The organism is Agromyces sp. NPDC127015, assembly GCF_042725165.1.
In the GTDB taxonomy this organism is placed as follows: domain Bacteria; phylum Actinomycetota; class Actinomycetes; order Actinomycetales; family Microbacteriaceae; genus Agromyces; species Agromyces chromiiresistens.
Genome location: NZ_JBHXDI010000005.1, coordinates 361,232 through 385,114, shown reverse-complemented (window position 1 = coordinate 385,114; position 23,883 = coordinate 361,232). Strand labels below are relative to the sequence as shown.

At 73.2% G+C, this 23,883-nt stretch carries 18 protein-coding genes and 1 riboswitch; of the genes, 9 read left to right on the top strand and 9 right to left on the bottom strand.

Translation table 11 applies throughout. The annotated features are described in order from the left end of the window. Positions 1-5: 5 nt before the first annotated feature. Positions 6-713, bottom strand: a complete 708-nt coding sequence (locus tag ACFWGP_RS16590; RefSeq protein WP_376931397.1) for an anti-sigma factor family protein — start codon at positions 711-713, stop codon at positions 6-8. Next, complete coding sequence (locus ACFWGP_RS16585; protein ID WP_231430490.1) at positions 710-1,240, bottom strand: sigma-70 family RNA polymerase sigma factor; 531 nt, start codon at positions 1,238-1,240, stop codon at positions 710-712. The genes ACFWGP_RS16590 and ACFWGP_RS16585 overlap by 4 nt, the downstream gene beginning before the upstream one ends. Before the next feature lie 101 nt (positions 1,241-1,341). On the opposite strand from ACFWGP_RS16585, the gene ACFWGP_RS16580 reads away from it, so the two are divergent. Continuing rightward, the gene (locus tag ACFWGP_RS16580; protein ID WP_231430489.1) at positions 1,342-1,857 is read left to right on the top strand and encodes a DUF2231 domain-containing protein; all 516 of its coding nucleotides are present in this window, start codon (positions 1,342-1,344) and stop codon (positions 1,855-1,857) included. Positions 1,858-1,968: 111 nt separating this feature from the next. On the opposite strand, the gene gcvP is transcribed toward ACFWGP_RS16580, so the two are convergent. From gcvP to gcvT, 3 genes are all read right to left on the bottom strand, one after another. Then, positions 1,969-4,857, bottom strand: coding sequence for an aminomethyl-transferring glycine dehydrogenase (gene gcvP / locus ACFWGP_RS16575; RefSeq protein WP_376931396.1), 2,889 nt, complete (start codon positions 4,855-4,857; stop codon positions 1,969-1,971). Positions 4,858-4,869: 12 nt separating this feature from the next. Beyond that, a complete protein-coding gene (gcvH, locus tag ACFWGP_RS16570) occupies positions 4,870-5,241 on the bottom strand; it encodes a glycine cleavage system protein GcvH (RefSeq protein WP_231430487.1) in 372 nt (123 codons plus the stop codon). A 71-nt stretch (positions 5,242-5,312) separates the two neighbouring features. Continuing rightward, positions 5,313-6,488 carry a glycine cleavage system aminomethyltransferase GcvT gene (gcvT, locus tag ACFWGP_RS16565; RefSeq protein WP_231430486.1) on the bottom strand — a complete coding sequence of 392 codons (1,176 nt, stop codon included), beginning with the start codon at positions 6,486-6,488 and terminating at the stop codon, positions 5,313-5,315. A gap of 164 nt (positions 6,489-6,652) precedes the next feature. Next, positions 6,653-6,765: riboswitch (glycine riboswitch) on the bottom strand. 156 nt (positions 6,766-6,921) lie between these two features. Between gcvT and ACFWGP_RS16560 the strand changes: the two genes are divergently transcribed. Further along, positions 6,922-10,155, top strand: a complete 3,234-nt coding sequence (locus ACFWGP_RS16560) for a hypothetical protein (RefSeq protein ID WP_376931395.1) — start codon at positions 6,922-6,924, stop codon at positions 10,153-10,155. Positions 10,156-10,200: 45 nt separating this feature from the next. Here the strand turns inward: ACFWGP_RS16560 and ACFWGP_RS16555 are convergent, their stop codons facing one another. Next, entirely contained in the window at positions 10,201-12,180 is a 1,980-nt protein-coding gene (locus tag ACFWGP_RS16555) for a multicopper oxidase family protein (protein WP_376931394.1), read from the bottom strand. Positions 12,181-12,214: 34 nt separating this feature from the next. Further along, positions 12,215-12,697, bottom strand: coding sequence for a DUF6220 domain-containing protein (locus ACFWGP_RS16550; RefSeq protein ID WP_231430483.1), 483 nt, complete (start codon positions 12,695-12,697; stop codon positions 12,215-12,217). 205 nt (positions 12,698-12,902) lie between these two features. On the opposite strand from ACFWGP_RS16550, the gene ACFWGP_RS16545 reads away from it, so the two are divergent. The 6 genes from ACFWGP_RS16545 to ACFWGP_RS16520 all read left to right on the top strand — a co-directional run bounded on the left by ACFWGP_RS16545 (position 12,903) and on the right by ACFWGP_RS16520 (position 20,404). After that, positions 12,903-13,607 carry an NUDIX domain-containing protein gene (locus tag ACFWGP_RS16545; RefSeq protein WP_231430482.1) on the top strand — a complete coding sequence of 235 codons (705 nt, stop codon included), beginning with the start codon at positions 12,903-12,905 and terminating at the stop codon, positions 13,605-13,607. Continuing rightward, positions 13,604-14,938 (top strand): quinolinate synthase NadA, encoded by a 1,335-nt coding sequence (nadA, locus tag ACFWGP_RS16540; protein ID WP_376931393.1) that lies wholly within the window; start codon positions 13,604-13,606, stop codon positions 14,936-14,938. The genes ACFWGP_RS16545 and nadA overlap by 4 nt, the downstream gene beginning before the upstream one ends. Position 14,939: 1 nt before the next feature. After that, positions 14,940-16,592 (top strand): L-aspartate oxidase, encoded by a 1,653-nt coding sequence (gene nadB / locus ACFWGP_RS16535; RefSeq protein WP_376931392.1) that lies wholly within the window; start codon positions 14,940-14,942, stop codon positions 16,590-16,592. After that, positions 16,592-17,521 carry a carboxylating nicotinate-nucleotide diphosphorylase gene (nadC, locus tag ACFWGP_RS16530; protein WP_376931391.1) on the top strand — a complete coding sequence of 310 codons (930 nt, stop codon included), beginning with the start codon at positions 16,592-16,594 and terminating at the stop codon, positions 17,519-17,521. The genes nadB and nadC overlap by 1 nt, the downstream gene beginning before the upstream one ends. Continuing rightward, positions 17,518-18,663, top strand: coding sequence for a cysteine desulfurase family protein (locus tag ACFWGP_RS16525; protein WP_231430478.1), 1,146 nt, complete (start codon positions 17,518-17,520; stop codon positions 18,661-18,663). Before nadC ends, ACFWGP_RS16525 begins: the two co-directional genes overlap by 4 nt. Before the next feature lie 202 nt (positions 18,664-18,865). After that, entirely contained in the window at positions 18,866-20,404 is a 1,539-nt protein-coding gene (locus ACFWGP_RS16520; protein ID WP_231430477.1) for an MDR family MFS transporter, read from the top strand. Positions 20,405-20,470: 66 nt separating this feature from the next. Here ACFWGP_RS16520 and ACFWGP_RS16515 read toward each other — a convergent pair whose 3' ends face one another. Then, positions 20,471-22,105 (bottom strand): VWA domain-containing protein, encoded by a 1,635-nt coding sequence (locus ACFWGP_RS16515; RefSeq protein WP_376931390.1) that lies wholly within the window; start codon positions 22,103-22,105, stop codon positions 20,471-20,473. A 245-nt stretch (positions 22,106-22,350) separates the two neighbouring features. Here ACFWGP_RS16515 and ACFWGP_RS16510 point away from each other — a divergent pair, with 245 nt between their 5' ends. Then, entirely contained in the window at positions 22,351-23,019 is a 669-nt protein-coding gene (locus ACFWGP_RS16510; RefSeq protein WP_231430475.1) for a phosphoribosyltransferase, read from the top strand. 13 nt (positions 23,020-23,032) lie between these two features. Here the strand turns inward: ACFWGP_RS16510 and ACFWGP_RS16505 are convergent, their stop codons facing one another. Next, positions 23,033-23,863: a putative protein N(5)-glutamine methyltransferase gene (locus ACFWGP_RS16505; RefSeq protein ID WP_376931389.1), complete on the bottom strand. Its 831-nt coding sequence runs from the start codon at positions 23,861-23,863 to the stop codon at positions 23,033-23,035. Positions 23,864-23,883: the final 20 nt, after the last annotated feature.

Genomic DNA, 23,883 nt, shown 5'->3' with positions numbered 1-23,883 from the left:
GCCGTTCAGTCGAGTGCGCTCCGCATGAGCACGTCGCCCGAGCCCACCGCCCGGATCTCGAGGGATGCGATCTCGTCGAGGTCGAGAGCGGCTCCCGCCGCGAGCCGGGCCTCGGTGCCCGGACTCGCCCGCCAGCTCGACACGTCCGTGCGCCCGCCGTCGTGCCCGACCACCACGAGCACGTACGGCCAGCTCGCGTCCGCGTCGCCGGATGCCTCGGTGTCGGCGTAGCGGCAGTCGAGTTCGATCCTCGTGCCCCACGCGACCTGTGTGAGCCTCGCGGTCGCGGTCAGCGGCACCTCCGCGACGGATTCGAAGGCCACCGACTCGGAGGCGACGGGCGTGCCGGTGAGGCCGATCGGCACGGCGATCGCGGCGACGAGCAGGACGGCGGCCGCCGCGGACGCGAGCCACCAGGTCCGTGCCCTGCGTCGGCGACGGCGACGGCGACGATCCTCGAGCCGCACGACGTCGAGGAGGTCGTCGCGCGGGCCCGGCTGGGTGCCGGGCTCGCCCTCGCCGAGGAGTCCGTCGGCGCGCTCGGGCGTCAGGCGTGCGAGCAGGCCGGGCATCGGCGCGAGCTCGGCGACCGCGCGCCGGCAGCGGTCGCAGCTCTCGAGATGCCGCTCGTACTCGCCGCGCTCGGCCGGCGAGAGCGCACCGAGCACGTAGGCGGAGTCCCATTCCGCGAAGCGCGCGTGATCGGGGTTCATCGCGTCACTCCCTTCTCCTGCAGTGCGAGCCGCAGCGCCCGGAGGCCGTAGTGCAGCCGGGACTTCACGGTACCCTCCGGGATCCCGAGCCGCCGCGCGACCTCCGCCACGCTGCATCCGCCGTAGTAGGCGTGCACGATCACCGCGCGGTGCTCCAGGCTCAGGGTCACCAGCGCCTCCTCGATCAACAGGCTCTCGAAGAGGGCGTCGGTCTCGTCCCCCGTCGGCGGCCCGGGCGGCTCGGGCGCCTCGGCGACTCCGATCTCGTGCCGTCGGCGTGCGCTGCGCGCCTCGTCGATCACGAGGTTGCGGGCGACGGTGATCATCCACGACCTCGTCGACGCGGGTTCCTGGGCGAGGATTCGAGGGCTCCGCCACGCACGCAGGAGCGTCTCCTGCACGATGTCGTCGGCGCCGGCGGGGTCTCCGGTGAGGTGGACCACGTAGCGCCACACCGTCGGGCCGTGCGCCTCGTACAGCGCGACCAGTCGTCGATCGTCATCGAGCGGCTCGTCGTCGTTCGGCATCCGTCACCTCCGGTCCTTCGACGGGAGAACGAGACCGCGGCGCGAAACGTTCAGCCTGCGGTGGAGATGAACCGGCCGGGCGTGCGCGACGTGTTCTCGGCATGGATTCCACGATCGTCGCACCGCTCGCGTCCGGCGACCTCATCCAGGTCGCCGGACTGCCCCTGCATCCGCTCATCGTGCACGCGGTCGTCGTGCTCACTCCGCTCACGGTACTCGCGCTGCTGCTGGGCACGTTCTGGCCGCGGGCACGCCGCCGCCTCGGCATCGTGACCGCGCTGGGTGCCGCCCTCGTGCTGGTGCTCGTGCCGATCACGGTCGCCGCGGGGCGGTCGCTCGCGGCCGTGCTCGGCCCGATCCCCGCGGTCGCCCGGCATCAGGGGTTCGGCGAGATGCTCCTGCCGTGGGCCATCGCGCTCTTCGTCGTCGCGGCGGGCCAGTGGGCGTGGTTCCGTTTCGCCGACGACCGGGTGCGCCGAGACTCGCCCGGCGCGGCTCGCGCCGTTCGAGTCGGACTCGCCGCAGCATCCCTCGTCGTCGGGGTGGGCACGATGGTGCTGCTGGTGCTCATCGGCGACTCGGGAGCCCGCGCCGTGTGGGGCGGGCTCCCGAGCTGACGGTGGTCGCGACGAGGGCCATCGAATGTCGCCGTCTCCGCCCGACGCATCGGCTCCAGAGGAGACCGACGGTCGGAACGGCAACACTCGTGGGCGGGACACCCGAACGGGCTACGCGAAGGCCTCCACCGGCGGGCAGGCGCACACGAGGTTGCGGTCGCCGTAGGCCTGGTCGATGCGGCGCACCGGGGCCCAGTACTTGTTGCGCACGAGGGAGCGCACCGGGTAGACCGCCTGCTCGCGGGTGTACGGGTGGCTCCACTCCCCCGCGATGGCCGACTCGGCCGTGTGCGGGGCGTTCCGCAACGGGTTGTCGTCGGCCGGCCACTCGCCGCGGCCGACCGCGTCGGCCTCGGCCTTGATCGCGACCATCGCCTCGACGAAGCGCTCGAGCTCGGCCAGGTCCTCGGACTCGGTCGGCTCGACCATGAGGGTGCCCGCGACCGGGAACGACATGGTCGGCGCGTGGAACCCGTAGTCGATGAGGCGCTTGGCGACGTCGTCGACGGTCACGCCGGTCTCCGCCGTGAGCGGTCGCAGGTCGAGGATGCACTCGTGCGCGACGAGCCCGTTCTCGCCCGTGTAGAGCACCGGGAAGTGCTCGCGCAGGCGCGACGCGACGAAGTTCGCCGCGAGCACCGCCGTCGCGGTCGCCTGCTTGAGGCCCTCCGAGCCCATCATGCGCACGTACGCCCACGAGATCGGCAGGATCGACGGGCTTCCGTACGGCGCCGCCGAGACCGGTCCGCCGCCGTGCACGAAGCCGCCGGCGTGGTCGGCGCGCTGCGCCATCGGGTGGCCGGGCAGGTAGGGCGCGAGGTGCGCCTTCGCCGCCACCGGCCCGACGCCCGGGCCGCCGCCGCCGTGCGGGATGCAGAACGTCTTGTGCAGGTTGAGGTGCGAGACGTCGCCGCCGAAGTCGCCGAAGCGCGAGTAGCCGAGCAGCGCGTTGAGGTTCGCACCGTCGACGTACACCTGCCCGCCGGCGTCGTGCACCGCCTGGGTGATCTCCTTCACCTCGTGCTCGTAGACGCCGTGCGTCGACGGGTACGTGATCATGAGGGCCGCGATCGATGCGGCGTGCTCGGCGATCTTCGCGCGCAGGTCGTCGAGGTCGACGTTGCCGAGCTCGTCGGTCGCGACGACCACGACGCGCATGCCGGCGAGCACCGCCGACGCCGCGTTCGTGCCGTGCGCGCTCGAGGGGATGAGGCACACGTCGCGCTCGGCCTCGCCGTTCGCACGGTGGTAGCCGCGGATCGCGAGCAGGCCCGCGAGCTCGCCCTGGCTTCCGGCGTTCGGCTGCAGCGACACCGTGTCGTACCCGGTGACCTCGGCGAGCCACGACTCGAGCTGCTCGACGAGCCCGAGCGAGCCGACGACGTCGGCCTCGGGCGCGAACGGGTGCAGGTTCGCGAAGGCGGGCCAGGTGACCGCCTGCATCTCGGTCGCCGCGTTGAGCTTCATCGTGCACGAGCCCAGCGGGATCATGCCGCGGTCGAGCGCGTAGTCGCGATCGGCGAGCTGCTTGAGGTACCGCATCATCTGCGTCTCGGAGTGGTGCGTGTTGAACACCGGGTGCTCGAGGTACGGCGAGGTGCGGCGGAGCGCCTCGGGGATGGCCGTCTCGGTGATCGCGCCCTCGAGTTCGCGCTCGTCGGGTCCGCCGAACGCCTGCGCGACCCGGTGCAGGTCGTCGAGCGTGGTCGTCTCGTCGACCGACACGTACACGGTCGCCTCGTCGGCCTCCCACAGCAGCACGCCGAGCTCGCGACCGCGGTCGACGACGTTCTTCGCGAGGCCCGGCACGTGCACCGCGAGCGTGTCGAAGTAGGCGTCGTGCGCGACTCGCTGGCCGAGGTCCTCGAGCCAGCCCGCGAGCAGCCTCGCCTTGCCGGCGGTCTGGGTGGCGATCGCGCGGATGCCGCGGGGCCCGTGGTAGACGGCGTACATCGAGGCCATCACGGCGAGCAGCACCTGCGCGGTGCAGATGTTCGACGTCGCCTTCTCACGGCGGATGTGCTGCTCGCGGGCCTGCAGGCTGAGGCGGTAGGCGGGGTGGCCCGCCGCGTCCTGCGAGACGCCGACGAGGCGGCCCGGCATCTGCCGCTCGAGGCCCTTGCGCACCGCCATGTAGCCGGCGTGCGGTCCGCCGAATCCCATCGGCACGCCGAAGCGCTGCGAGGTGCCGACGGCGACGTCGGCGCCGAGCTCCCCGGGGCTCGTGATCAGTGCGAGCGCGAGCAGGTCGGCGGCGACGACGGCGAGCGCGCCCTGCGCCCTCGACGCGGCGATCACCGTCGACGGGTCCCACACCCGGCCCGAGGCGCCGGGGTACTGCACGAAGATGCCGAAGTGCTCGCCGAAGGCGGAGGCGTCCGTGTTCTCGGTGAGATCGACCTCGAGCAGCTCGATGCCGACCGCCTCGGCGCGCGAGGCGAGCAGCGCCTTCGTCTGCGGCAGCGCATCGGCGTCGACGACGAAGCGATTCGCCTTCGACTTCGAGCCGCGGCGGGCGAGCAGCATCGCCTCGACGACGGCGGTGCCCTCGTCGAGCATCGACGCGTTCGCGATGTCGAGGCCCGTGAGGTTCTCGACCATCGTCTGGAAGTTGATGAGCGCCTCGAGCCGGCCCTGGCTGATCTCGGGCTGGTACGGCGTGTACGCCGTGTACCAGCTCGGGTTCTCGAGCACGTTGCGCTGGATCACCGCGGGAGTGATCGTGCCGTAGTAGCCGAGGCCGATGAGCGGCGTGCGCACCGTGTTCTGGGCGGCGAGCGCCGCGAGCTCGGCGAGCGCTTCGCGCTCGGTCGCCGCCGCGGGGATGGCCGAGTTCAGCACCTCGCCCATGCGGATCGACGACGGCACGGCCGCCGACATGAGCGCGTCGAGCGAGTCGTAGCCGAGCTCGGCGAGCATGAGCGAGTGGTCGCTCGGCGAGGTGCCGATGTGGCGGCGCCCGAAGGCGTCGAGGTCGAAGGCCGACGAGGGCGAAGTCATCCGGGTGGTTCCTTACTCTCCGGTGAGGGCGACGTACTCGTCGCGGGTGAGCAGCTTCGGCAGGCTCGTGACCGTGACCTTGAGCAGCCAGCCCTCGCCGAACGGGTCGCTGTTCACGAGCTCGGGCGCGTCGACGACGGCCTGGTTCGCCTCGGCGACCTCGCCGCTCAGCGGGGCGAAGAGCTCGCCGACCGACTTCGTCGACTCGATCTCGCCGACGACGTTGCCCTCGGTGATGGTCGAGCCGGCGGCGGGCAGGTCGACGTAGACGACGTCGCCGAGCTTCTCGGCGGCGTAGTCGGTGATGCCGATCGTCGCGACGTCGCCGTCGACGACGACCCACTCGTGCTCTTCGGTGTACTGCAGGGCGTTGAGGTCGGTCATGGGGTGCTCCTTGTGGTTGGGATGACTCGGGGTTCGCGCCGCCCGCCCGTGCCGGGCCGGCGGCGCCGGGATCAGGAGGCGCGCTTGTAGAACGGCAGCGCGACGACGGTCGCGGGGATGCGCGTGCCACGCACGTCGACGAAGAGCGACGTGCCGTGCTCGGCGAGGCCGGGACTCACGTACGCCATCGCGACCGGGTGGCCGAGGGTCGGCGACAGCGCGCCGCTCGTGACGATGCCGACGCGAGCCGCATCGGCACCCTCGCCGTCGAACACCTCGTAGTCGGCGCGGGCGGCACGGCGCCCCTCGGCCGCGAGGCCGACGAGCACGGGCGCGTCGTCGGCGGGACCGCGTTCGATCGCGGCGCGACCGACGAAGTCGCCCTCCTTCGAGAGGGCGACGACGCGACCGAGGCCGGCCTGCACGGGCAGGATGTCGCGGCTCAGCTCGTGGCCGTAGAGCGGCATGCCCGCCTCGAGTCGGAGGGTGTCGCGGCTCGCGAGGCCGCAGGGCACGACGCGGGGACCGCCGGTCTCGGTCAGGGCCGCCCACAGGCGCGACGCCAGCTCGGGCGCGACGTAGAGCTCGAAGCCGTCTTCGCCGGTGTAGCCCGTCCGCGCGACGAGCACCGGCTGCCCCTCGAAGGTCGCCGGGAACGCCCGGTAGTACTTGAGCGCGGCGATCTGCGCGTCGAAGTCGTCCTGGTCGTTGCCGGGGCCGTCGACGCCGAAGCCGGGCGTCTCGAGCAGCACGGCGCGTGCGTCGGGTCCCTGCAGCGCGACGAGCGCGATGTCGTCGCTCTCGTCGGAGACGAGGGTGTCGAAGCCTGCGGCGCGGGTGCGCAGCTCGTCGGCGACGACGGCGGCATTCGACGCGTTCGCCACGACCATGTACCGGTCGTCGCCGGTGCGGTAGACGACGAGGTCGTCGATGATGCCGCCGTCGTCGGCGAGCAGCAGCGAGTACTTCGCCTGGCCGACCTCGATCGCCGACAGCTTGCCCGCGAGCGCGTGGTCGAGCGCTGCGGCGGCCTCGGGGCCGACGAGCACGATCTCGCCCATGTGCGAGAGGTCGAAGATGCCCGACGTCGTGCGCACGGCATGGTGCTCGGCGAGGTCGGACGAGTAGCGCACCGGCATCTGCCAGCCGGCGAAGTCGGTGAAGCTCGCACCCGCGGCGCGGTGCACGGCATCGAGCGGGCTCCGTCGCTCGTCGGCGGGGATGGTGGTACCGGGGTCGTTCGTCACGAGTTCTCCAGACTGGCCGACGGACGGTGTCGGCGCGGTCGCGATTCGTGCGGCGGATGCCGCATGAGAACTCCCCCTCTGTCATGAGCCTGAGAGTTTCACGCGATGACGCGCTTTCACCGTGGGCGGCCCCGCGCGCATCGCGGGGCACTTTTCAGAGCGGCCTCGTCATCGCGGTGTGTGACCTGAGAGATTGGCAGGGAGGCTTGCTCCTTCGGTGCCGGGCGGCCCTGTTCGATGGAACTGAACGAGGCTCCGGCTCTCCCGCGACGCGTCGATGGCCCGGTATGAGGTTGTACCGTGATCCTAGCAGCGCCCGACCGGGCGGGCCGATGGTGTCCCCCTTCGCCCCCCGTACGCGGTACGGACGGCGATGTCCGCCGGGCGATAGCCTCGTCGCAACAGCAGGTTCGAGCTTGGGCGGGTGGTGCTGGTGACGCAAGCCTCGGGCGCGCGCGCGGCGGTGCAGGACGACGCCGCCGGACGCCGCGACGACGTGCCGCGACCGACGTGGCCGGGCATCGGCGACGCGGTGTGGAGACGGGTCGGCCGCGTGCTCTCCCTCGCCGCGACCGTGCTGCTCATCGCCGTGGCCCTCGCCGAACTCGATCGGCTCATCGCGAGCGTCCCCGACGCCGACGGGCGGAGCCACTCCCTCAACCTCGTGCTCGGTCCGCTCGGGCCGTTCCAGCACGAGAGCTGGGCGGCCTGGGCGCACATGCCATGGCATGCCGACCTCGGCGTGTGGATCGCACTGTCCGCCGTGCTCGACCTCGTCATGGTGGCGGCGTACGCGACACTGCTCCGCGGCCTCGTGCGGCAGGCGCCGCGCCGGGCGCAGACGGTGCCGAGGATCGCCCTCATCGCGATCGTCGGGGCGGAGGTGCTCGAGGACGCGCTCCAGCTCGTCGCCGGACTCACCGTCGCGAACGGCCTCGAGGCGGCATCCGGTGCGGTCGGCGGCGTGCTCGTCTGGGCCACGGTCATCAAGGTGCTCGGGTTCGTCGTGTTCGGGGTGGCGGTGCTGCGGATCACGGCGTACCGGAGCTGGCTCGCCAACCGGATCGCCCGGCTGGGCCGCGCGATCTGGGTGCACCGCCTGGCCGCCCTCGCCATCGTCGTCCTCCTCGTGCTCGCCTGCATCCCGGCCGCCGACCTCCTCGACCAGCTCCCCGATGTGCAGCGCCAGTGGGCCGACGGCCCGATCGGCGCCGTGCACGGGTTCGCCGCGATCGTCGCGATGCTCGTCACGGGCGCACTCGCGCTCGCGCTCGGGCGCCGCCGCACCCGCTACATGATCGAGACCCGGGTGAACGGGTGGGTCGGCCGGCCGACGCCCCGGCCGTTCGATGCGGCGTTCCCGTGGCTCATCGCACCGGTCGCCCAGATCGGCCTCGCGATCGCGACCGTCGCGATCGTCGGACCCGTCGATCCTGACGGGGCGTTCCCCGTGCACCTGCCGACCTTCCTCGCCGTGCTCGTCGTCGAACTGGTCATCGCCGGCCTCGCCGCGATCGGCGCCCGCTGGGTCGCACGTCACCCGGAGCAGCCCAGGCCCCTGTCGGTCGAGCGGGCGAGCGACAGCTGGATCGTCGGCGACTCGCTCTCCGCCGTCGTGCTCGTCGTCGGCGCGGTCGGCGTCGTGCGCTCGTTCCTCGTACCGCTCGTGCTCGGCGGCTCCGCGACGTCCGTGGCGGGTTGGCTGCTGGTGCCCGTGTCGGCCGCCGTCGCCGTGCTCGCGCCGATGGCCGTCATCGGCTTCGCCGACCGCACCTCGTGGGGCGGGCGCCTGCTGCGCGCGGGGCGTCTCGACCCGACCGACCACCGCTCGGCGAAGGACGGCAACGTGTCGCGCGCCATGCTCGTCGAGTGGATCGCGCTCGGGGTCGGCTCGGTCGCCCTCGTCGCGGCGATGCTCTGGCCGGCGCAGCTCGGCGCGGCGCTCGGCGCCGTCGCCGTCGTGCTCCTCGCACTCGGCGCCTGGGTGGCGGTGCTCGGCTCGTTCACGCTGATCCTGCAGGCACGGGCGCTCATCGCGCCCTTCCGCTGGCTCAACATGAAGGCGAGCCCCGTGATCGCGCTCGCCCTCGTGATGCCGCTCGCGATCAACGTCGCCCTCTCGGCCGTGCCGTGGGGGCTCTCCGACACGGCCCTGCACCGGGTGCACGTCTCGAACGAGGACTCCGCCCGCAACCTCGTCGAACCCGACGCGCTGGCCCAGCGTCTCGGCGACCTCCGATCGGAGAGCGCCTGCACCTACGAGGCCGAGGACGGGACACGGATCCGGCCGGTGTTCCTGATCGCGTCCGAGGGCGGCGGCATCCGGGCCGCCTACTGGACCGCCTCGGTGCTCGACGCGCTGCCGGGCTGCGCCGGGAAGTCCGGTCTCGTCGCGAGCGGGATCAGCGGCGGCTCGGTCGGACTCGCGCTCGCCAGTTCTGCGGGCACCAACCCGCAGGACGCCGACGGATCGCTCGTCGACTCGGCCGCGCGGCTCTCGGCGCCGGGCGCCGTGTCGACTGCGGCGCTCGCGCTCGTCGTCGGCGATGCGGTCGCGGGCGGGTGGGGCGTGCACATGCCGTCGTACCTCGATTCGTCCGAGACCGACGACGACGGCTGGCGCTGGCGGGATCGCGCCGCGCTCATCGAATCGTTCTGGGAGCAGGGCACGGCCCTCGGCGAGCCGTTCACGAACGACATCGACCCGCTGACCGGGGCGTTGCTCATGAACTCCGCCGACGTCGTCACGAAATGCCGGCTGCTCGTGCAGCAGGCGCCCGTCACCGCCGAGCGGGCGGCGTCGGACTTCGCACCGGTGGGCGGCGCGATCGGCCCGTGCGACGCCACCGGCGGGCTGCCGTCCATGCTGCAGTTCGGCGAGCTGCCCGGAGTCGACGGCGCGCAGGACGCGGCCGACTGCCTGGCGGGCCTCGACTGGTCGACGGCCGCCATGCTGTCGGCGCGCTTCGCGGTGATCACCCCGACCGGCAGCATGCCGGGCACGGGTCCGTGCCGCGACGTGGGCGGTCGCGCCGGCGCCCAGTTCGTCGACGGCGGGTACGTCGAACCGACGTCGCTCGCGACGATCGCCGACATCGCCCCGGCACTCATGAAGGTCTTCGCCGCCGTGAACGACGATCCGGCGTCCGACACCAAGCTCGTTCCGGTGCTCCTCTACCTGCGCAACTCGCAGGGCTACGACCTCGTCACCGACGTCACGAGGGCCGAGGCCGAACCGCTCGCGCCGATCACCGGCAATGCGGCACGGGTCCGGCTCACCGCGCAGGACGCGTGGATCCAGCGCATCGCGCTCACCCTCCCCGAGGCCTGTCCCGAAGGCGATGCCGCGTGCGCCGCGGCCGTCGACACCCTGATCGGCGACGAGGGCCGGATCGACGGCGGCGTCGTCGTGGTCGCACCCGCCTCCGAGCCGGCCGTCGTGCCCCCGCTCGGCTGGGCGCTGTCGTCGGCGAGCCGCGATCGGTTCACCGAGGCGCTGAGCACCGCCGCGCACTGCGGACAGGACTCGTTCGGCGAGCTCGAGGCCGCGAGCAGCCACTACCCCGGCCTCGACGAGCTGCCCCGGCTCTTCGAGCGCGACGGCGACGTCCGGGCCCTCCGCGACGACATGTGCGACCGGATCGCCGCGCAGCGCACCTCCGAGTGACCGGCGCGCCGGCGAGACGTCCCGCCCCGCCGGCCCGTACCGCGCTCATTCCGGTCGGTTGCCGTGCCCCTCGTGCTCGAACGGGCTCGTGACGCCCTCGTAGGCGAGCGTCATCATCATTCCCTCGGCGGCGTGCTCGAGGTTGTGGCAGTGATCCATCCAGATGCCGGGATTGTCGGCGACCAGGAGCACCTGCCACACCTCCCCCGGCCGAACGTCGACCGAGTCCAGCCGGAGCGGGGCACCGGTCGCGACGACCCCGTCGCGGGAGAGCACGAGCACGTGGTGCCCGTGCACGTGCATCGGATGCGATTCGAACCCGCGGTTGACGATCGTGAGCCGCACCAGGTCGCCCTCGCGCACCGACACGGGATCGATGTGCGGGAACACTCGGCCGTCGACCGTGTAGGCGTACTTCGGCGCACCGCCGACGAAGCGCGGCAGGCGGTCGAGCACGAGGCGCGCGTCGACGTCGGGGGTCGCCGCCGCGAGACGCACGGCGGCCGGGTCGGGCGCGCCGTACGACAGCAGGTCGAGCTCGGGCGCGGCCGAGGGCACCGGCATCGGAACCGCCGACGCGGTGTCACCGGCAACGGCGAGCGCCGGTCCCGAGGCATCCCCCTCGCCCGGCAGGAAGACGAGTCCCGCCTCGCGGGACCGGTCGACGCCGAGCGCGACGCGGGTGTCCGGCATCGTGAACTCGACGTCGATCCGTCCGCCGGCGGGCAGCCTGAGCGAACGATCCGCGACCTCGGCACCGCCGGCCAGGTCGCGGCCGTCGACCGCGACCACGGTGAACGGGACCCCCTCGAGTCGCGCAGCGAGCGGTTCGAGATCGGTGTCGGCGAGCCGCACCCGCACGCGCGTGCCCGGTGCGACCTCGCGGGTCTCGGCGTGCGCGTGCTCGCCGACGACGACGTGGGAGCCGAAGGTGTGCACGGGCGCGGAGACGTCGAGCGTCCCGGCGCCGTCGGCCGACCTCGGGGGGTCGGCCGGTTCCACGACGAGCATGCCGTAGAGCCCCTTGCGCACGCCCTCGGCCGAACCCTGATGGGTGTGGTACCAGTACGTGCCCGGCTCGTCGGCCACGAAGCGGTAGTCGAACGAGTCGCCGGGCAGCACGGCGTCCTGCGTGACGCCGGCGACGCCGTCCTCCCCGTTCGGCACGTCGACGCCGTGCCAGTGCAGCGTGACCCCGGCGGCGATGTCGTCGTTGCGGAGCTCGACCTCGACGAGGTCGCCCTCGCGCACGCGGAGCTCCGGGCCGGGGACCTGCCCGTCGAACGTCCACGCGTCGATCGTCGCCCCGTCGTCGAGCACGACGAGCGAGCGCTTCGCGGTGAGGGTGAACCGGTCGGTGCGGCGGCCGGGGTCGGCCGGCGTGCGCAGGTCGGCGACCGAGACGGATGCCTCGGCGCCGGCGCCGGCCGACGCGCCGGCCGCGACGGCGTGGTGGCCCGGGGCCGCCTCGAGGCTCGGTGGCGCGGTGTCGGCGAGCCATACCCAGCCGATCGATGCGCCGACGGCGAGGCCGGCGAGCGCGGCGAACCCGGTGACGGTGCGGCGGCCCCGCCTGTCGACGACGGCCCACGTCGCACCGATCGCGAGCGCGACCACCGCGAGCAGGACGACGGTCGGCACGACGCGCACCGGCCCGCCGATGATCCAGGTCTCGGCCGCCGCCCCCGCGGCCGCGATGACCGCTGCGATGAGCGCGATGCGCGTCGCAGGGTCGTCGGTGCCGTCGGCTCCGTCGGCGCGGCGGCGGCGACGACCGATGGCGGCCAGACCCGCGACGCAGCCCGCGAGCGCGAGCGGGACGCCGACGAACAGCTTCTCGTCGGCGAACGCGACGTCGCGCACGGCGAGGCCGGCGGCGATCGCGGCGGCGCCCACGACGGCGAGGCATCCGCCCGCCGCGAACCAGAGGGAGTGCCGTGCACCGGTCGTCGCGGCGGCCGCCCAGAGGCCGGCCGCCGCGATGATCACGATGCCGTACAGGGCGAGGAGGGCCGCCGTGCTCATCGTGGGGTCCTCCGCGCCGTGGTGGTTGCGCAGGTCAAGCGACGCTCGTCGGCTGGGCCTGTTCGACCACGGTGTCGGTGGTCGGCTGCGACGACGCCGAGCCCTCGCGAACGAGCTTGCGCGCCCGGAAGAACAGCGCGACGCCGAGCACGATGATGAGTGCGCCGTTGAGGCCGTGCAGGCTCACCATGAGCATCGCCGGCAGCGGCGGGGCGGCGCTCTCCGGCCCGATGCCGAAGATCACGCCGGTCAGGATGAAGATGAGCAGCTGCAGGACGGTCAGCAGGAACACGGTCACCGTCATCCAGATCGTGCGCTTGCCGGCCCTCGCGAGCGCGGCGAACGCGATCATGGCGAGGGCGAGCACGCGAAGCACGATCTGCCCGTTGATGCCGTGCGCGCTGAACGCGTTCTCGTCGCCGGTCTCCATGCCGAACGTGCCGAATGCGGCGAGGTACACCTGCAGCATCGAGTCGACGATGAACAGGACGGTGGTCACGAGGAACGCCTTCTTCATGGCGCGCCTCCTCTCTGGTCGGGTGGGGATGGTGTCGGGACCCATCGAGCGTGCTCGCCCCCGGGCGCCCGGGCATCAGTGCCGACCCCGATCCCGGGTCAGCGGCGTCACCGAGTTCGCGTTCTGGTCAGAGTGACTGTAAGCTGTCGTCGACCACAGTTCGAGTCAGACTGACCTGAACTCTCCGAACCGAAGGACCGCTCGCATGCCGCAGCCCCACGACGCCCAGATGCGCCTCGCCGTGTCGACGGTGATCTTCGCGCTGCGGCCCGACGCCGCCGGGCGCGCGGTGCTGTGGACTCCGCTCGTGCGCCGCACCCGCGAGCCGCAGCTCGGGCTCTGGGCACTGCCCGGAGGCTGGCTTCCCGTCAACGAAGAACTCGAGGTCGCCGCGGCGCGCACCCTGCGCGCGACGACGGGCCTCGCGCCCAAGTACCTCGAGCAGCTCTACACGTTCGGCGAGGTCGACCGCTCCCCCGACGCGCGCGTCGTCTCGGTCGTCTACTGGGCACTCGTGCAGAGCGACGAGGCGGCTCGTGCCGTCGCCGGGCCGAACGTGCGCTGGGTGCCGGCCGACACGCTGCCCGGGCTCGCGTTCGACCACAACCGCATCGTCGAGTACGCGCTCTGGCGGCTGCGCACCAAGGTCGAGTACACCGAGCTCGCCCACTCGTTCCTCGGCGAGACCTTCACGCTCGCCGAGCTGCGCGAGGTCTACGAGGCGGTGCTGCAGCGGCCGCTCGACCCGGCGAACTTCCGACGCACCATGATCGCGTCGGGCCGCCTGCGCGAGACCGGCGAGCTGCTCGCCGGTGCGGCGCACCGCCCGCCCAAGCTGTACCGCTACGACGCCTCCGTCCGCACGGCCGGGGCCCGAGAACCGTTCCAGAGCGAGAGGCCAGCCTCATGACCATCACGACGCCGAGCATCCGCCGCGAGGCATCCGTCGACCGCAGCCTGCAGCTCATCGCTTCGGGCGCCGCGCCGGGGGCGAGCTGCGCACCCGAACTCGCCAAGGGCCCGTGGGAGTTCGACTCCGGCCCCGCCGGCTACGGCCCGGGCGCCTCGATGGGCGACGTCATCCCGACCGGGTCGCCGCGGCAGGGCGCGCTGCCCGAAGAATACCGGCTGGCCTCCGACGACGAGCTGCACGAGCGCATCCGCGCCGCGAAGGCGACGCTCGGCGACCGGGTCGTCGTGCTCGGCCACTTCTACCAGCGCGACGAGGTCGTGCAGCACGCCGACTTCGTCGGCGACTCGTTCCAGCTCGCGAACGCCGCGCTCACCCGGCCCGACGCCGAGGCGATCGTCTTCTGCGGCGTGCACTTCATGGCCGAGACCGCCGACCTGCTCTCCCGGCCCGACCAGGCGGTCATCCTGCCGAACCTCGCCGCCGGCTGCTCGATGGCCGACATGGCCGACCTGTCGAGCGTCGAGGAGTGCTGGGAGCAGCTCGCCGACGTCTACGGCGACCTCGACGCGGTGGACGCCTCGGGGCGGGTGCCCGTCGTGCCGGTCACCTACATGAACTCGTCGGCGGCGCTCAAGGGGTTCGTGGGCCGGCACGGCGGCATCGTCTGCACCTCGTCGAACGCCCGCACGGTGCTCGAGCAGGTCTTCGAGCGCGGGCAGCGCGTGCTGTTCTTCCCCGACCAGCACCTCGGGCGCAACACGGCCAAGGCCATGGGGGTCGCGCTCTCGCAGATGCCGATGTGGAACCCCCGCAAGCCCCTCGGCGGGAGCACCGTCGACGAGCTCGCCGACGCGAGGGTGATCCTCTGGCACGGGTTCTGCTCGGTGCACAAGCGCTTCACCGTCGACCAGATCGCCGAGGCGCGCGCGACGCACCCGGGCGTGCAGGTCATCGTGCACCCCGAGTGCCCCATGCCCGTCGTCGACGCCGCCGACGCCGCGGGGTCGACCGACTTCATCGTGAAGGCGATCGCGGCGGCGCCCGCCGGTTCGACCTTCGCCATCGGCACCGAGATCAACCTCGTGCAGCGCCTGGCCGCCGAGCACCCCGAGCACACCATCTTCTGCCTCGACCCGGTCGTGTGCCCGTGCTCGACCATGTACCGGATCCACCCCGGCTACCTCGCATGGGTGCTCGAGGAGCTCGTCGAAGGGCGCGTCGTCAACCGCATCACCGTGCCCGCCGATGTCGCGGATCCCGCGCGGCTCGCGCTCGAGCGCATGCTCGCGGCGAAGCCGCCGGCACCGACGCCCGCTCCGGGAGCCTGAGATGACGAGCGTGCTCGTCGTCGGCGGCGGCATCGGCGGCCTCTGGGCCGCCGTTCGGGCCGCCGACGCGGGGGCGGGCGTCGAGCTCGTCACGAAGACCGAGCTCGCCGAGACCAACACCCGCTACGCCCAGGGCGGCATCGCCGCGGCGCTGTTCCCCGACGACTCGGCCGAGCGGCACCTCGCCGACACGCTCGCCGCCGGCGCGGGTCTCGCCGACCCCGAAGCGGTGCGCGTGCTGTGCGACGAGGGGCCTGCGCGGGTGCGCGACCTCATCAGGTTCGGCGTCGCGTTCGACCGCGGCGAGTCCGGGCTCTCGCGCGGCCTCGAGGCGGCGCACTCGCGAGCCCGCATCGTGCACGCGGGCGGCGACGCGACCGGTGCGGCGATCGAGGCCGCGCTCGTCGACACGGTGCGCCGGCGTGCCGTGCGCATCGACGAACGCACGATGCTCGTCGACCTGCTCGTCGAGCCGGGCGACGACGGTCGTCCCGCCGTCGTCGGCGCCCGGCTGCTCGACGAGCACGGCGCGCTCGTCGAACGACGCGCCGACGCGGTCGTGCTCGCGACCGGCGGCAGCGGATGCCTCTATCGGCATACGACGAACCCCGACGTCGCGACCGGAGACGGCGTCGCCGCGGCGTGGCGCGCCGGAGCCGCGGTCGCCGACCTCGAGTTCACCCAGTTCCACCCGACGGCCCTCGCCGCGCCGGGCACACCGCTCATCTCCGAGGCCGTCCGGGGCGAAGGCGCGGTGCTGCGCGACGCCGCGGGCGCCCGGTTCATGGCGGACGTGCACGCCGACGCCGAACTCGCCCCGCGCGACGTCGTCGCCCGCGCCGTCTGGCGTCGCATGACCGAGCAGGGCGGCGAACCCGTACGACTCGATGCGACCGCCCTCGGCGCGGCGTTCCTCGCAGAACGCTTCCCCGGGCTCGACCGGGTCGTGCGCGAGGCGGGCTTCGACTGGGCGCGCGAGCCGGTGCCCGTCACCCCGGCCGCGCACTACGCGATGGGCGGCATCGTCACCGACCTCGACGGCCGGTCGAGCCTCCGCGGTCTCTACGCGGTCGGCGAGTGCGCCCGCACGGGCGTGCACGGCGCGAACCGCCTCGCGTCGAACTCGCTGCTCGAGGCGGCCGTCTTCGGCGAGCGCGCCGCCCGCGCGATCACGGGCGGCGGCGCATCGCAGTCCGCCTCCCCGTCACCGTCTGCCGCACCCGCTGCACGGCGCGCCGACGCGGCCTCCAACGGCGCGCCGTCGGAGCGTTCCGACGACTCGATCGGACGGCGCGGCGGCGTCGCCGACGGAGACGGAAGCGGAACCGGCTCGGGCGAGCGCACCCGCCTCGCTGGTGCGCCGGTCGAGCGCACCGCACTGCAGGAGCTCATGTGGCGCCGTGTCGGGCTCGAGCGCGACGTGCGCGGGCTCGCCGAGGCATCCGCGCTGCTCGACGCGTGGGACGCCCCCGCCCCCGTCGATCGCCGCCGCGCGGAGGACCGCAACCTGCTCGACCTCGCCCGACTGACCGTCGCCGCAGCGCTCGCGCGCCGTGCGAGCATCGGCGCCCACTTCCGCACCGACGACCCGCGCGCCGCGACCACCGCCGACCGGACGCGCACCACGACCCCCGACCTCGAGGAGGCCGCCTGATGACCGACACACGTGAGATCGAGCGCATCGTCACCGCAGCCCTCGACGAGGACGCCCCCTGGGGCGACCTCACCGGCGACACGCTCATCCCGGCCGACGCGACCGCGACGGCCGAGCTCGTCGCACGCGAGCCCGGCGTGCTGAGCGGCATCGACGTGTTCGCGGCGGCATTCCGCCTCGTCGACGCGCGCATCGCCGTGGAGCCGCTCGCGCGCGACGGCGAGCCCTTCGCGGCCGGTGCGGTGCTCGCCCGAGTGCAGGGTCCGGCACGGGGCATCCTGCGCGCGGAACGCGTCGGGCTCAACCTGCTGCAGCGCATGTCGGGCATCGCGACGCTCACGGCCCGATACGTCGCGGCGGTCGCCGGCACCGGCGCGCGCATCGTGGACACCCGCAAGACGACGCCGGGCCTGCGCAGCCTCGAGCGCCAGGCCGTGCGCGACGGCGGCGGGCGCAACCACCGCCGCTCGCTCTCCGATGCGATCATGGCGAAGGACAACCACCTCGCGGTGCTCACGGCCGGCGGCGTCGACCTCGCGACCGCGCTCCGCGAGGCGCGCGACCGGATGCCGCACACCGCGCACCTCGAGGTCGAGGTCGACCGCATCGACCAGATCGCGCCCGTGCTCGCGGGCGGGGCCGACACGATCATGCTCGACAACTTCACGACCGACGAGCTGCGCGCGGGCGTCGCGCTCATCGACGGCCGCACGATCGTCGAGGCGTCGGGCGGGGTGAACCTCGACACGGTCGCCGCGATCGCGGCGACGGGAGTCGACGTGATCTCGGTCGGCGCGCTCACCCACTCGGTGCGGTCGCTCGACCTCGGGCTCGACGTGGTGGTGGAGAGCGCCGCCGCCGGCGCCGCCCCCGCTGCCGCTGCCGCCCCCGCTGCCGCTGCCGCCCCCGCTGCCGCGAGGCATCCGTGATCTTCCTCGATCACGCGGCGACGACGCCCGCGCGCCGCGAGGTGCTCGAGGCGATGTGGCCGTACCTGACGGGTGCGTTCGGCAACCCGTCGAGCCGGCACGGGCTCGGCGACGAGGCGGCGCGGGCGCTCGCGGCCGCCCGGACGGCGGTCGCCGAGGCGATCGGCTGCCGGCCCGGCGACGTCGTCTTCACGAGCGGCGGCACCGAAGCCGACAACCTCGCGGTCAAGGGCCTCGCGCTCGCGGATCCGCGGGGCCGGCACGTGGTGGTCTCCCCCATCGAGCACGAAGCCGTGCTCGAATCGGCCGCCTACCTCGCCCGCCACCACGGCTTCGACGTCGACGAGGTCGCGGTGGACGCCGGCGGGCGCACGACACCCGACGCCCTGGCGGCCGTGCTCCGGCCCGACACGACGCTCGTGTCGGTGCAGCTCGCCAACAATGAGATCGGCACCGTGCAGCCCGTCGCGGAACTCGCACGACTCGCCCACGGCGTCGGTGCCCTCGTGCACACCGACGCGGTGCAGGCGGCCGGCCGGCTGCCGCTCTCGCTCGACGCGCTCGGCGTCGATGCGATCTCGCTCGCCGGCCACAAGATCGGAGCCCCGAAGGGTACCGGCGCCCTCATCGTGCGGGGCCGGCTGCCCCTCGAGCCCGTGCTGCACGGCGGCGGACAGGAGCGCGGGCGCCGGTCGGGCACCGAGAACGTCGCCGGTGCGGTCGCGTTCGCCACGGCGTTGCAGCTGGCCGAGGCCGAGCGCGCCGAGGCCGTCGAGCGCATCGGCGCGCTCGGCGCGCGGCTCACCGCGCGCGTGCTCGCCGAGGTGCCGGAGGCCCGGCTCACGGGCGACCCCTCCGATCGGCTGCCCGGCACCGTCTCGTTCGTCTTCCCCGGCACGAGCGGCGAGGCGGTGCTGCTCGAACTCGAACGCGACGGCGTCATCTGCTCGAGCGGCTCGGCCTGCGCCGCCGGACGCGACGACCCGTCGCACGTGCTGACGGCGATCGGCGTGCCCGCCGAGCTCGCGCAGACCGCGGTGCGGTTCACGCTCGGTTCCGCGACCACGCCGGCCGAGATCGAGGATGCCTCGGCCGCCGTCGCGCGGGCCGTGTCGGCGGTGCGCACTATCGTGAGGCCCTGATCGATTCGACACCGGTCGCCGCAGCCGCGGCGACCGGCACGGGCTTCGCAACGCGGCTGTTTCCATGCATTCCGATCCATCTCCGAATCCGGGAATAGCGCGTCGCCCGTACCGGGTTGACCCACCTGTCCGCTTCTTCCGCACCTTTCACGTCTCGACGCACGTTCCGGCGCGCTCCGCGCCGATCTCGATTGGAAACTCTGTGACCGAACGCGCCGTATCCGACCTCGACCCCTCGACCGCCTCCACTCCGGCCGTCGACGCCGACGCCGCGGCCCAGGACGCCGCGGTCGTCGCCCATCAGCCCGCCCACGGCGCGAGCAACACGCGCGTCATCTGGCTGCTGCTCGCCGCGACCTTCGTCGTCTTCCTCAACGAGACGATCATGGGCGTCGCGATCCCGCATCTCGTCGACGACCTGCACATCACGCTCTCGGCGGCACAGTGGCTGACCACGGCCTTCATGCTGACGATGGCCGTCGTGATCCCGATCACGGGCTTCCTGTTGCAGCGGTACCCGACCCGTCCCATCTTCATCACCGCGATGAGCCTGTTCTCGGCCGGCACGCTGATGGCCGCGCTCGCACCGGGCTTCGAGGTGCTCCTCGGCGCCCGTGTCGTGCAGGCCACCGGCACCGCCATCATGATGCCGCTGCTGATGACGACGCTCATGACCCTCGTCGCCCCGTCCGACCGCGGCCGGTTCATGGGGCGCGTCTCGATCGTCATGTCGGTCGCACCCGCGATCGGGCCGACGATCTCGGGGCTCATCCTGAACTACCTGACCTGGCGGTTCATGTTCTGGCTCGTGCTGCCGATCGCATTGGTCATGCTCGTCATCGGCATCCGCCGCGTCACGAACGTGAGCGAGACGCGCAAGCTGCCGATCGACGTGTTCTCGGTGATCCTCTCGGCGTTCGGCTTCGGCGGCCTCGTCTACGGGCTCAGCCTCGTCGGCGGTGTCGTCAGCGGTCGCAGCGCGGCCGACGCGACGGCCATGTGGGTCTCGCTCGCCGTCGGCGTCGCCGGCATCGCCGCGTTCATCGTGCGTCAGCTGATGCTGCAGCGCCACGACCGCGCCCTGCTCGACCTGCGCACGTTCACCTCGCGCAACTTCGCGCTGTCGGTCGCGCTCATGGTCGTCATGATGGCGGCGCTGTTCGGCACGATCATCCTGCTGCCGATCTACCTGCAGGACGTGCTCGGGCTCGAGCCGCTCTACACGGGTCTCCTGCTCCTGCCCGGCGGCCTCATCATGGGCCTGCTCGGGCCGACCGTGGGCCGGCTCTACGACCGGTTCGGTCCGACGCCCCTGCTCGTACCGGGCTCGATCGTCGTGTCGGGCGTGCTGTGGAGTCTGACGCTGGTCACCGACCACACGTCGCCCTGGCTCGTCCTCGTCGCGCACATGGTCATGTCGGCGGCGCTCGCCTTCATGTTCACGCCGCTGTTCACCTCGGCGCTCGGTTCGGTCGAACCGAGGTTCTATTCGCACGGCTCGGCGATCGTCGGCACCGTGCAGCAGGTCGCGGGCGCCGCGGGCACGGCGCTCTTCATCACCGTGATGACGTCGCGCGCAGCGATCGCCGAGGCGAACGGCGCCTCGACCGTCGCGGCGAACGCGGCCGGCATCAGCTCGGCGTTCATGGTCGGCGCGATCCTGTCGCTCGTGGCGATCGTCGGCGCGTTCCTCGTCCGCCGCCCGGCCGACATGGAGCAGGGGGCGCCGGTGGGCCACTGAGCCGCGGAACGTCCGAAGGGCGAGGGAGCACCGCTCCCTCGCCCTTCGTCGTCGGGCGCGCCGCCGTCAGCCGCAGTTCGGGCGGCAGCTGCGCTGCGAGAGCGCGTCGACGAGCACGGTCGAGAGGTCTTCGGGCTCCGTCGCCGAGTACGCGGCGCCCTGCGTGGCCTGGGCGATCTGCTGCATCGCCGCGAGGTCGGTGTCGGGCCCGAAGCCGATCATGATCACGGGCACGGGCTTCGCCGGGTCGTCCAGCTTCTTGAGCTCGGCGAGCAGCGTGTCGAGGTCGATGCCGTTCTCGTCTTCGTTGCGCCCGTCGGTGATGAGCAGCACCGAGTTGACCTTCTCGGGGTCGTACGACTCGCGCACGCGCTTCACGGCCGCGAGCGTCGTGTCGTAGAGGCCGGTCGCCCCACCGAGCCGAGCGGGCAGCGACTGGATGATGCCGGCGATCTGCTGGGTGTGGGCGGCGTCGGCGAGCGGCGCGATCGGCGAGACGTCCTCGTAGTCGAGGTCGCCGTTGCGCGCGGTGGAGAAGAGCCAGACCCCGAGCTCCACCTCGCCCGAGAACTTCTCCATGGCCCCGAGCGCCGCCTGCTGGAAGACGTCGATGCGTCGCAGCCCGTTGGCCGCCGGCTCCTCCATCGACCCCGACACGTCGATCACGGTCAGCATGCGCGAGCGCAGCGTCAGCACGCTCCAGGCGCGCAGGATCTCGAGCTGGGCCTGACCGTCGGTCGCCGGCTCCGCGCCCGGGCCCGAGGCGCCGACCCCGGCGAGGTCGAGCTTCCCGCTGCCGTCGGGCGCACGGAAGCCGTGCTTCGCGAAGGTCTTCGCCCCGTCGGCGAGGGCCGCCTCGAAATCGCCGAGCACCTCTCGCTTCGACTTCTCGAGGGTGAGATACACGAAGGGGTAGTCGAGCGCGACGGTGCCGTCGGCCGGGTACGCGGCGACGAGCGGCTCGGCCGGCTCTTCGCCGTTGTACGCCGCGACCTGCGCCTCGCTCGTGACGACGACCGCCGGAGCCTCACCCACACCGAGCGAGCCGAAGGCGGCGCTCGTCGACGCGGGGATCGACTTGCCGAGCGCGAGCATCGCGCCCGCGAACTGCCGCGGATCGTCGGGCGAGGCGTGGCCGCGCAGCGCGAGGAGGCCCGCGAGGCTCGCCGCGGATGCCTCGGGGTCGGGCAGGATCGTCGGCAGGGTGCCGCGCAGCACCCGCGACCAGCTGACCGGCTCGCTCGCCAGCGCCGTGGCGTCGGTCGCCGCGGCGGCGAACACGATCGGCGTGGAGGCGACCGACCCGCCCGCCTCGACGACGGGGGGCGCCTGGCCGAGCGATGCGGCCGTCGCATTCATGCGATCGAGCCAGACACTCGATTCGGGCACCCAGGCGTCGGCTTCGATGGTGCCCGATGCGAGGACTGCGGACGTGTCGGCCGAGTCCTGCGGGGTGACCTTCGTCGTGACGCAGTTCTCCGACGCGCGGTCGAAGCGATCGGCGATCTCGGCGACCGCCGGCGCGATCGACCGGTCGGCGACGACGACGAGCTTCTGGGGGTCGTCGCAACCGGCCTCGGCGGAGGCGAGCAGCGGGTCGAGGTGCCCTCCGACCCAGAGGAAGACGCCCGTGCCGACGACGGCGACGACGGCGACCGCCCCGACGACGGACATGACGAGATTGCGGGCAGGCTTCTTCACCGGCGCCGCGACAGTATGACGTCCCACGGGTTCTCCAAGTGACGGGGTTGGGGGCCCGCCGAATCCTTGAACGGGTTCGCCCCGAACCGGGGAGCCCGGGGGAAGGATTTGCACCAGTGTAGGCGACGAGCCCCTGAACACGAAGTCCCCTCGGCTTTCACGGCGCCGGGCAAGGGGTTGACGCTCCTGCCGCGTCGGGCTAATCAGGAGAGTGCAGCCACCCACGAGGCATCCTGGCCGTTCTCATGGAGCATTTCGCGAACCGCGTCGAGGCGGGCGGGCGACTCGCCGCCCGGCTCCTCGAACGGTCGCGCTCCCAGGCGTCAGCGGCGCTGCACGACCCGGTCGTGCTCGGGCTGCCGCGCGGAGGCGTGCCGGTCGCCGCACCCGTCGCCGACGCGCTCGGCGCCCCCCTCGACGTGCTCGTCGTGCGCAAGCTCGGCACGCCGGGACAGCCCGAACTCGCGATGGGCGCGATCGGCGAGGAGGGCGCACTCGTGCGCAACGACGACGTCATCGCGTCGGCGCGCGTCGACCGTGCGCGATTCGACGCCGTGCTCCAGCGCGAACGGGCCGAGCTCGACGCGCGGGTGGCGCGCTTCCGCGGCGGTGCGTCGCCGGTGCCGCTCGCGGGGCGCGCCGCGATCGTCGTCGACGACGGCGTCGCCACCGGCGCGACGATGCGCGTCGCCTGTCGCGTGGCCCGTGCCCGCGGCGCCGCCCGGGTCGTCGTCGCCGTGCCGGTCGCCGCGCCCGACAGCCTCGCGGCGCTCGAGGCCTCGCCCGAGGTCGACGAGGTCGTGTGCCTCGCGGCACCGCCGGGATTCATGGCGGTCGGCATGCACTACCTCGACTTCGCCCAGACCGGCGACGACGAGGTCGCGCGCCTGCTCGCCGAACGCCGGCGACCATGACCGCGCGGCGTGGTCAGCCTCGCGGGTCGGTCGCCCGCGGGCGGCGGCCGACGACCACGACCGTGTCGTCCTCGTCCGTGTCGTCGGCCCGCACCGATCGCGGTTCGAGGCCCCCGGCGCGCATGAGCTCGGCCGCCGTGTCGGACTGCCACTCGCTCGTCTCGATGAGCAGGCTCCCGCCCGGCGCGAGCCACTCGCGCGCGGATGCCACGACCCGGCGATGCACGTCGAGCCCGTCCCGCCCGCCGTCGAGCGCGACCACCGCCTCGTGCTCGCGGGCCTCGGGCGGCATGAGCGCGATCTCGTCGGTGGGCACGTACGGGGCGTTGACCGCGAGCACGTCGATGCGGCCCGCGACCCCGGTGGGCAGGGCGTCGTAGAGATCTCCCTCGAACACGCGCCCGCCGCGCGGCTCGAGGTTGCGTCGGGCCGCGCGCACCGCGACCGGGTCGAGGTCGGCGGCGTACAGGTCGACCTGCCCCGCCGTCTCGGCCACGACGGCCCCGATGGCGCCCGCTCCGCAGCAGAGGTCGACGACGATCGCGGGGCGTCCGTGCGACCTCGTCGCCTCGCGCGCGATCCCGGCGGCCTCTGCGGCGAGCAGCTCGGTGCGATGCCGCGGCACGAACACGCCGGGTTCGACGGCGAGCCGGAGCCCGGCGAACTCGGCCCAGCCGAGCACGACCTCGAGCGGCTCTCCGGCGACTCGGCGGACGACGAGCGCCTCGAGCTCGACGTCGTCGTCGGTGGCGGCGGCCGCCAGCAGCTCGGCCTCCGCCTCGGCGAAGACGCAGCCGGCCGCGCGGAGGCGGGCGACGAGCATGGGATCCGGATCGGCGGGCATTCCCGAAGCGTAATACGGGT

Excerpts from the sequence above, each read along its gene's own strand:
- nadA (WP_376931393.1), top strand. The coding sequence starts at position 13,604 with ATGACCATCACGACGCCGAGCATCCGCCGCGAGGCATCCGTCGACCGC.
- ACFWGP_RS16550 (WP_231430483.1), bottom strand. The coding sequence starts at position 12,697 with ATGAAGAAGGCGTTCCTCGTGACCACCGTCCTGTTCATCGTCGACTCG.
- ACFWGP_RS16555 (WP_376931394.1), bottom strand. The coding sequence starts at position 12,180 with ATGAGCACGGCGGCCCTCCTCGCCCTGTACGGCATCGTGATCATCGCG.
- gcvH (WP_231430487.1), bottom strand. The coding sequence starts at position 5,241 with ATGACCGACCTCAACGCCCTGCAGTACACCGAAGAGCACGAGTGGGTC.
- ACFWGP_RS16585 (WP_231430490.1), bottom strand. The coding sequence starts at position 1,240 with ATGCCGAACGACGACGAGCCGCTCGATGACGATCGACGACTGGTCGCG.
- ACFWGP_RS16505 (WP_376931389.1), bottom strand. The coding sequence starts at position 23,863 with ATGCCCGCCGATCCGGATCCCATGCTCGTCGCCCGCCTCCGCGCGGCC.
- gcvP (WP_376931396.1), bottom strand. The coding sequence starts at position 4,857 with ATGACTTCGCCCTCGTCGGCCTTCGACCTCGACGCCTTCGGGCGCCGC.
- nadC (WP_376931391.1), top strand. The coding sequence starts at position 16,592 with ATGACCGACACACGTGAGATCGAGCGCATCGTCACCGCAGCCCTCGAC.
- ACFWGP_RS16580 (WP_231430489.1), top strand. The coding sequence starts at position 1,342 with ATGGATTCCACGATCGTCGCACCGCTCGCGTCCGGCGACCTCATCCAG.
- ACFWGP_RS16510 (WP_231430475.1), top strand. The coding sequence starts at position 22,351 with ATGGAGCATTTCGCGAACCGCGTCGAGGCGGGCGGGCGACTCGCCGCC.
- ACFWGP_RS16545 (WP_231430482.1), top strand. The coding sequence starts at position 12,903 with ATGCCGCAGCCCCACGACGCCCAGATGCGCCTCGCCGTGTCGACGGTG.
- nadB (WP_376931392.1), top strand. The coding sequence starts at position 14,940 with ATGACGAGCGTGCTCGTCGTCGGCGGCGGCATCGGCGGCCTCTGGGCC.
- ACFWGP_RS16590 (WP_376931397.1), bottom strand. The coding sequence starts at position 713 with ATGAACCCCGATCACGCGCGCTTCGCGGAATGGGACTCCGCCTACGTG.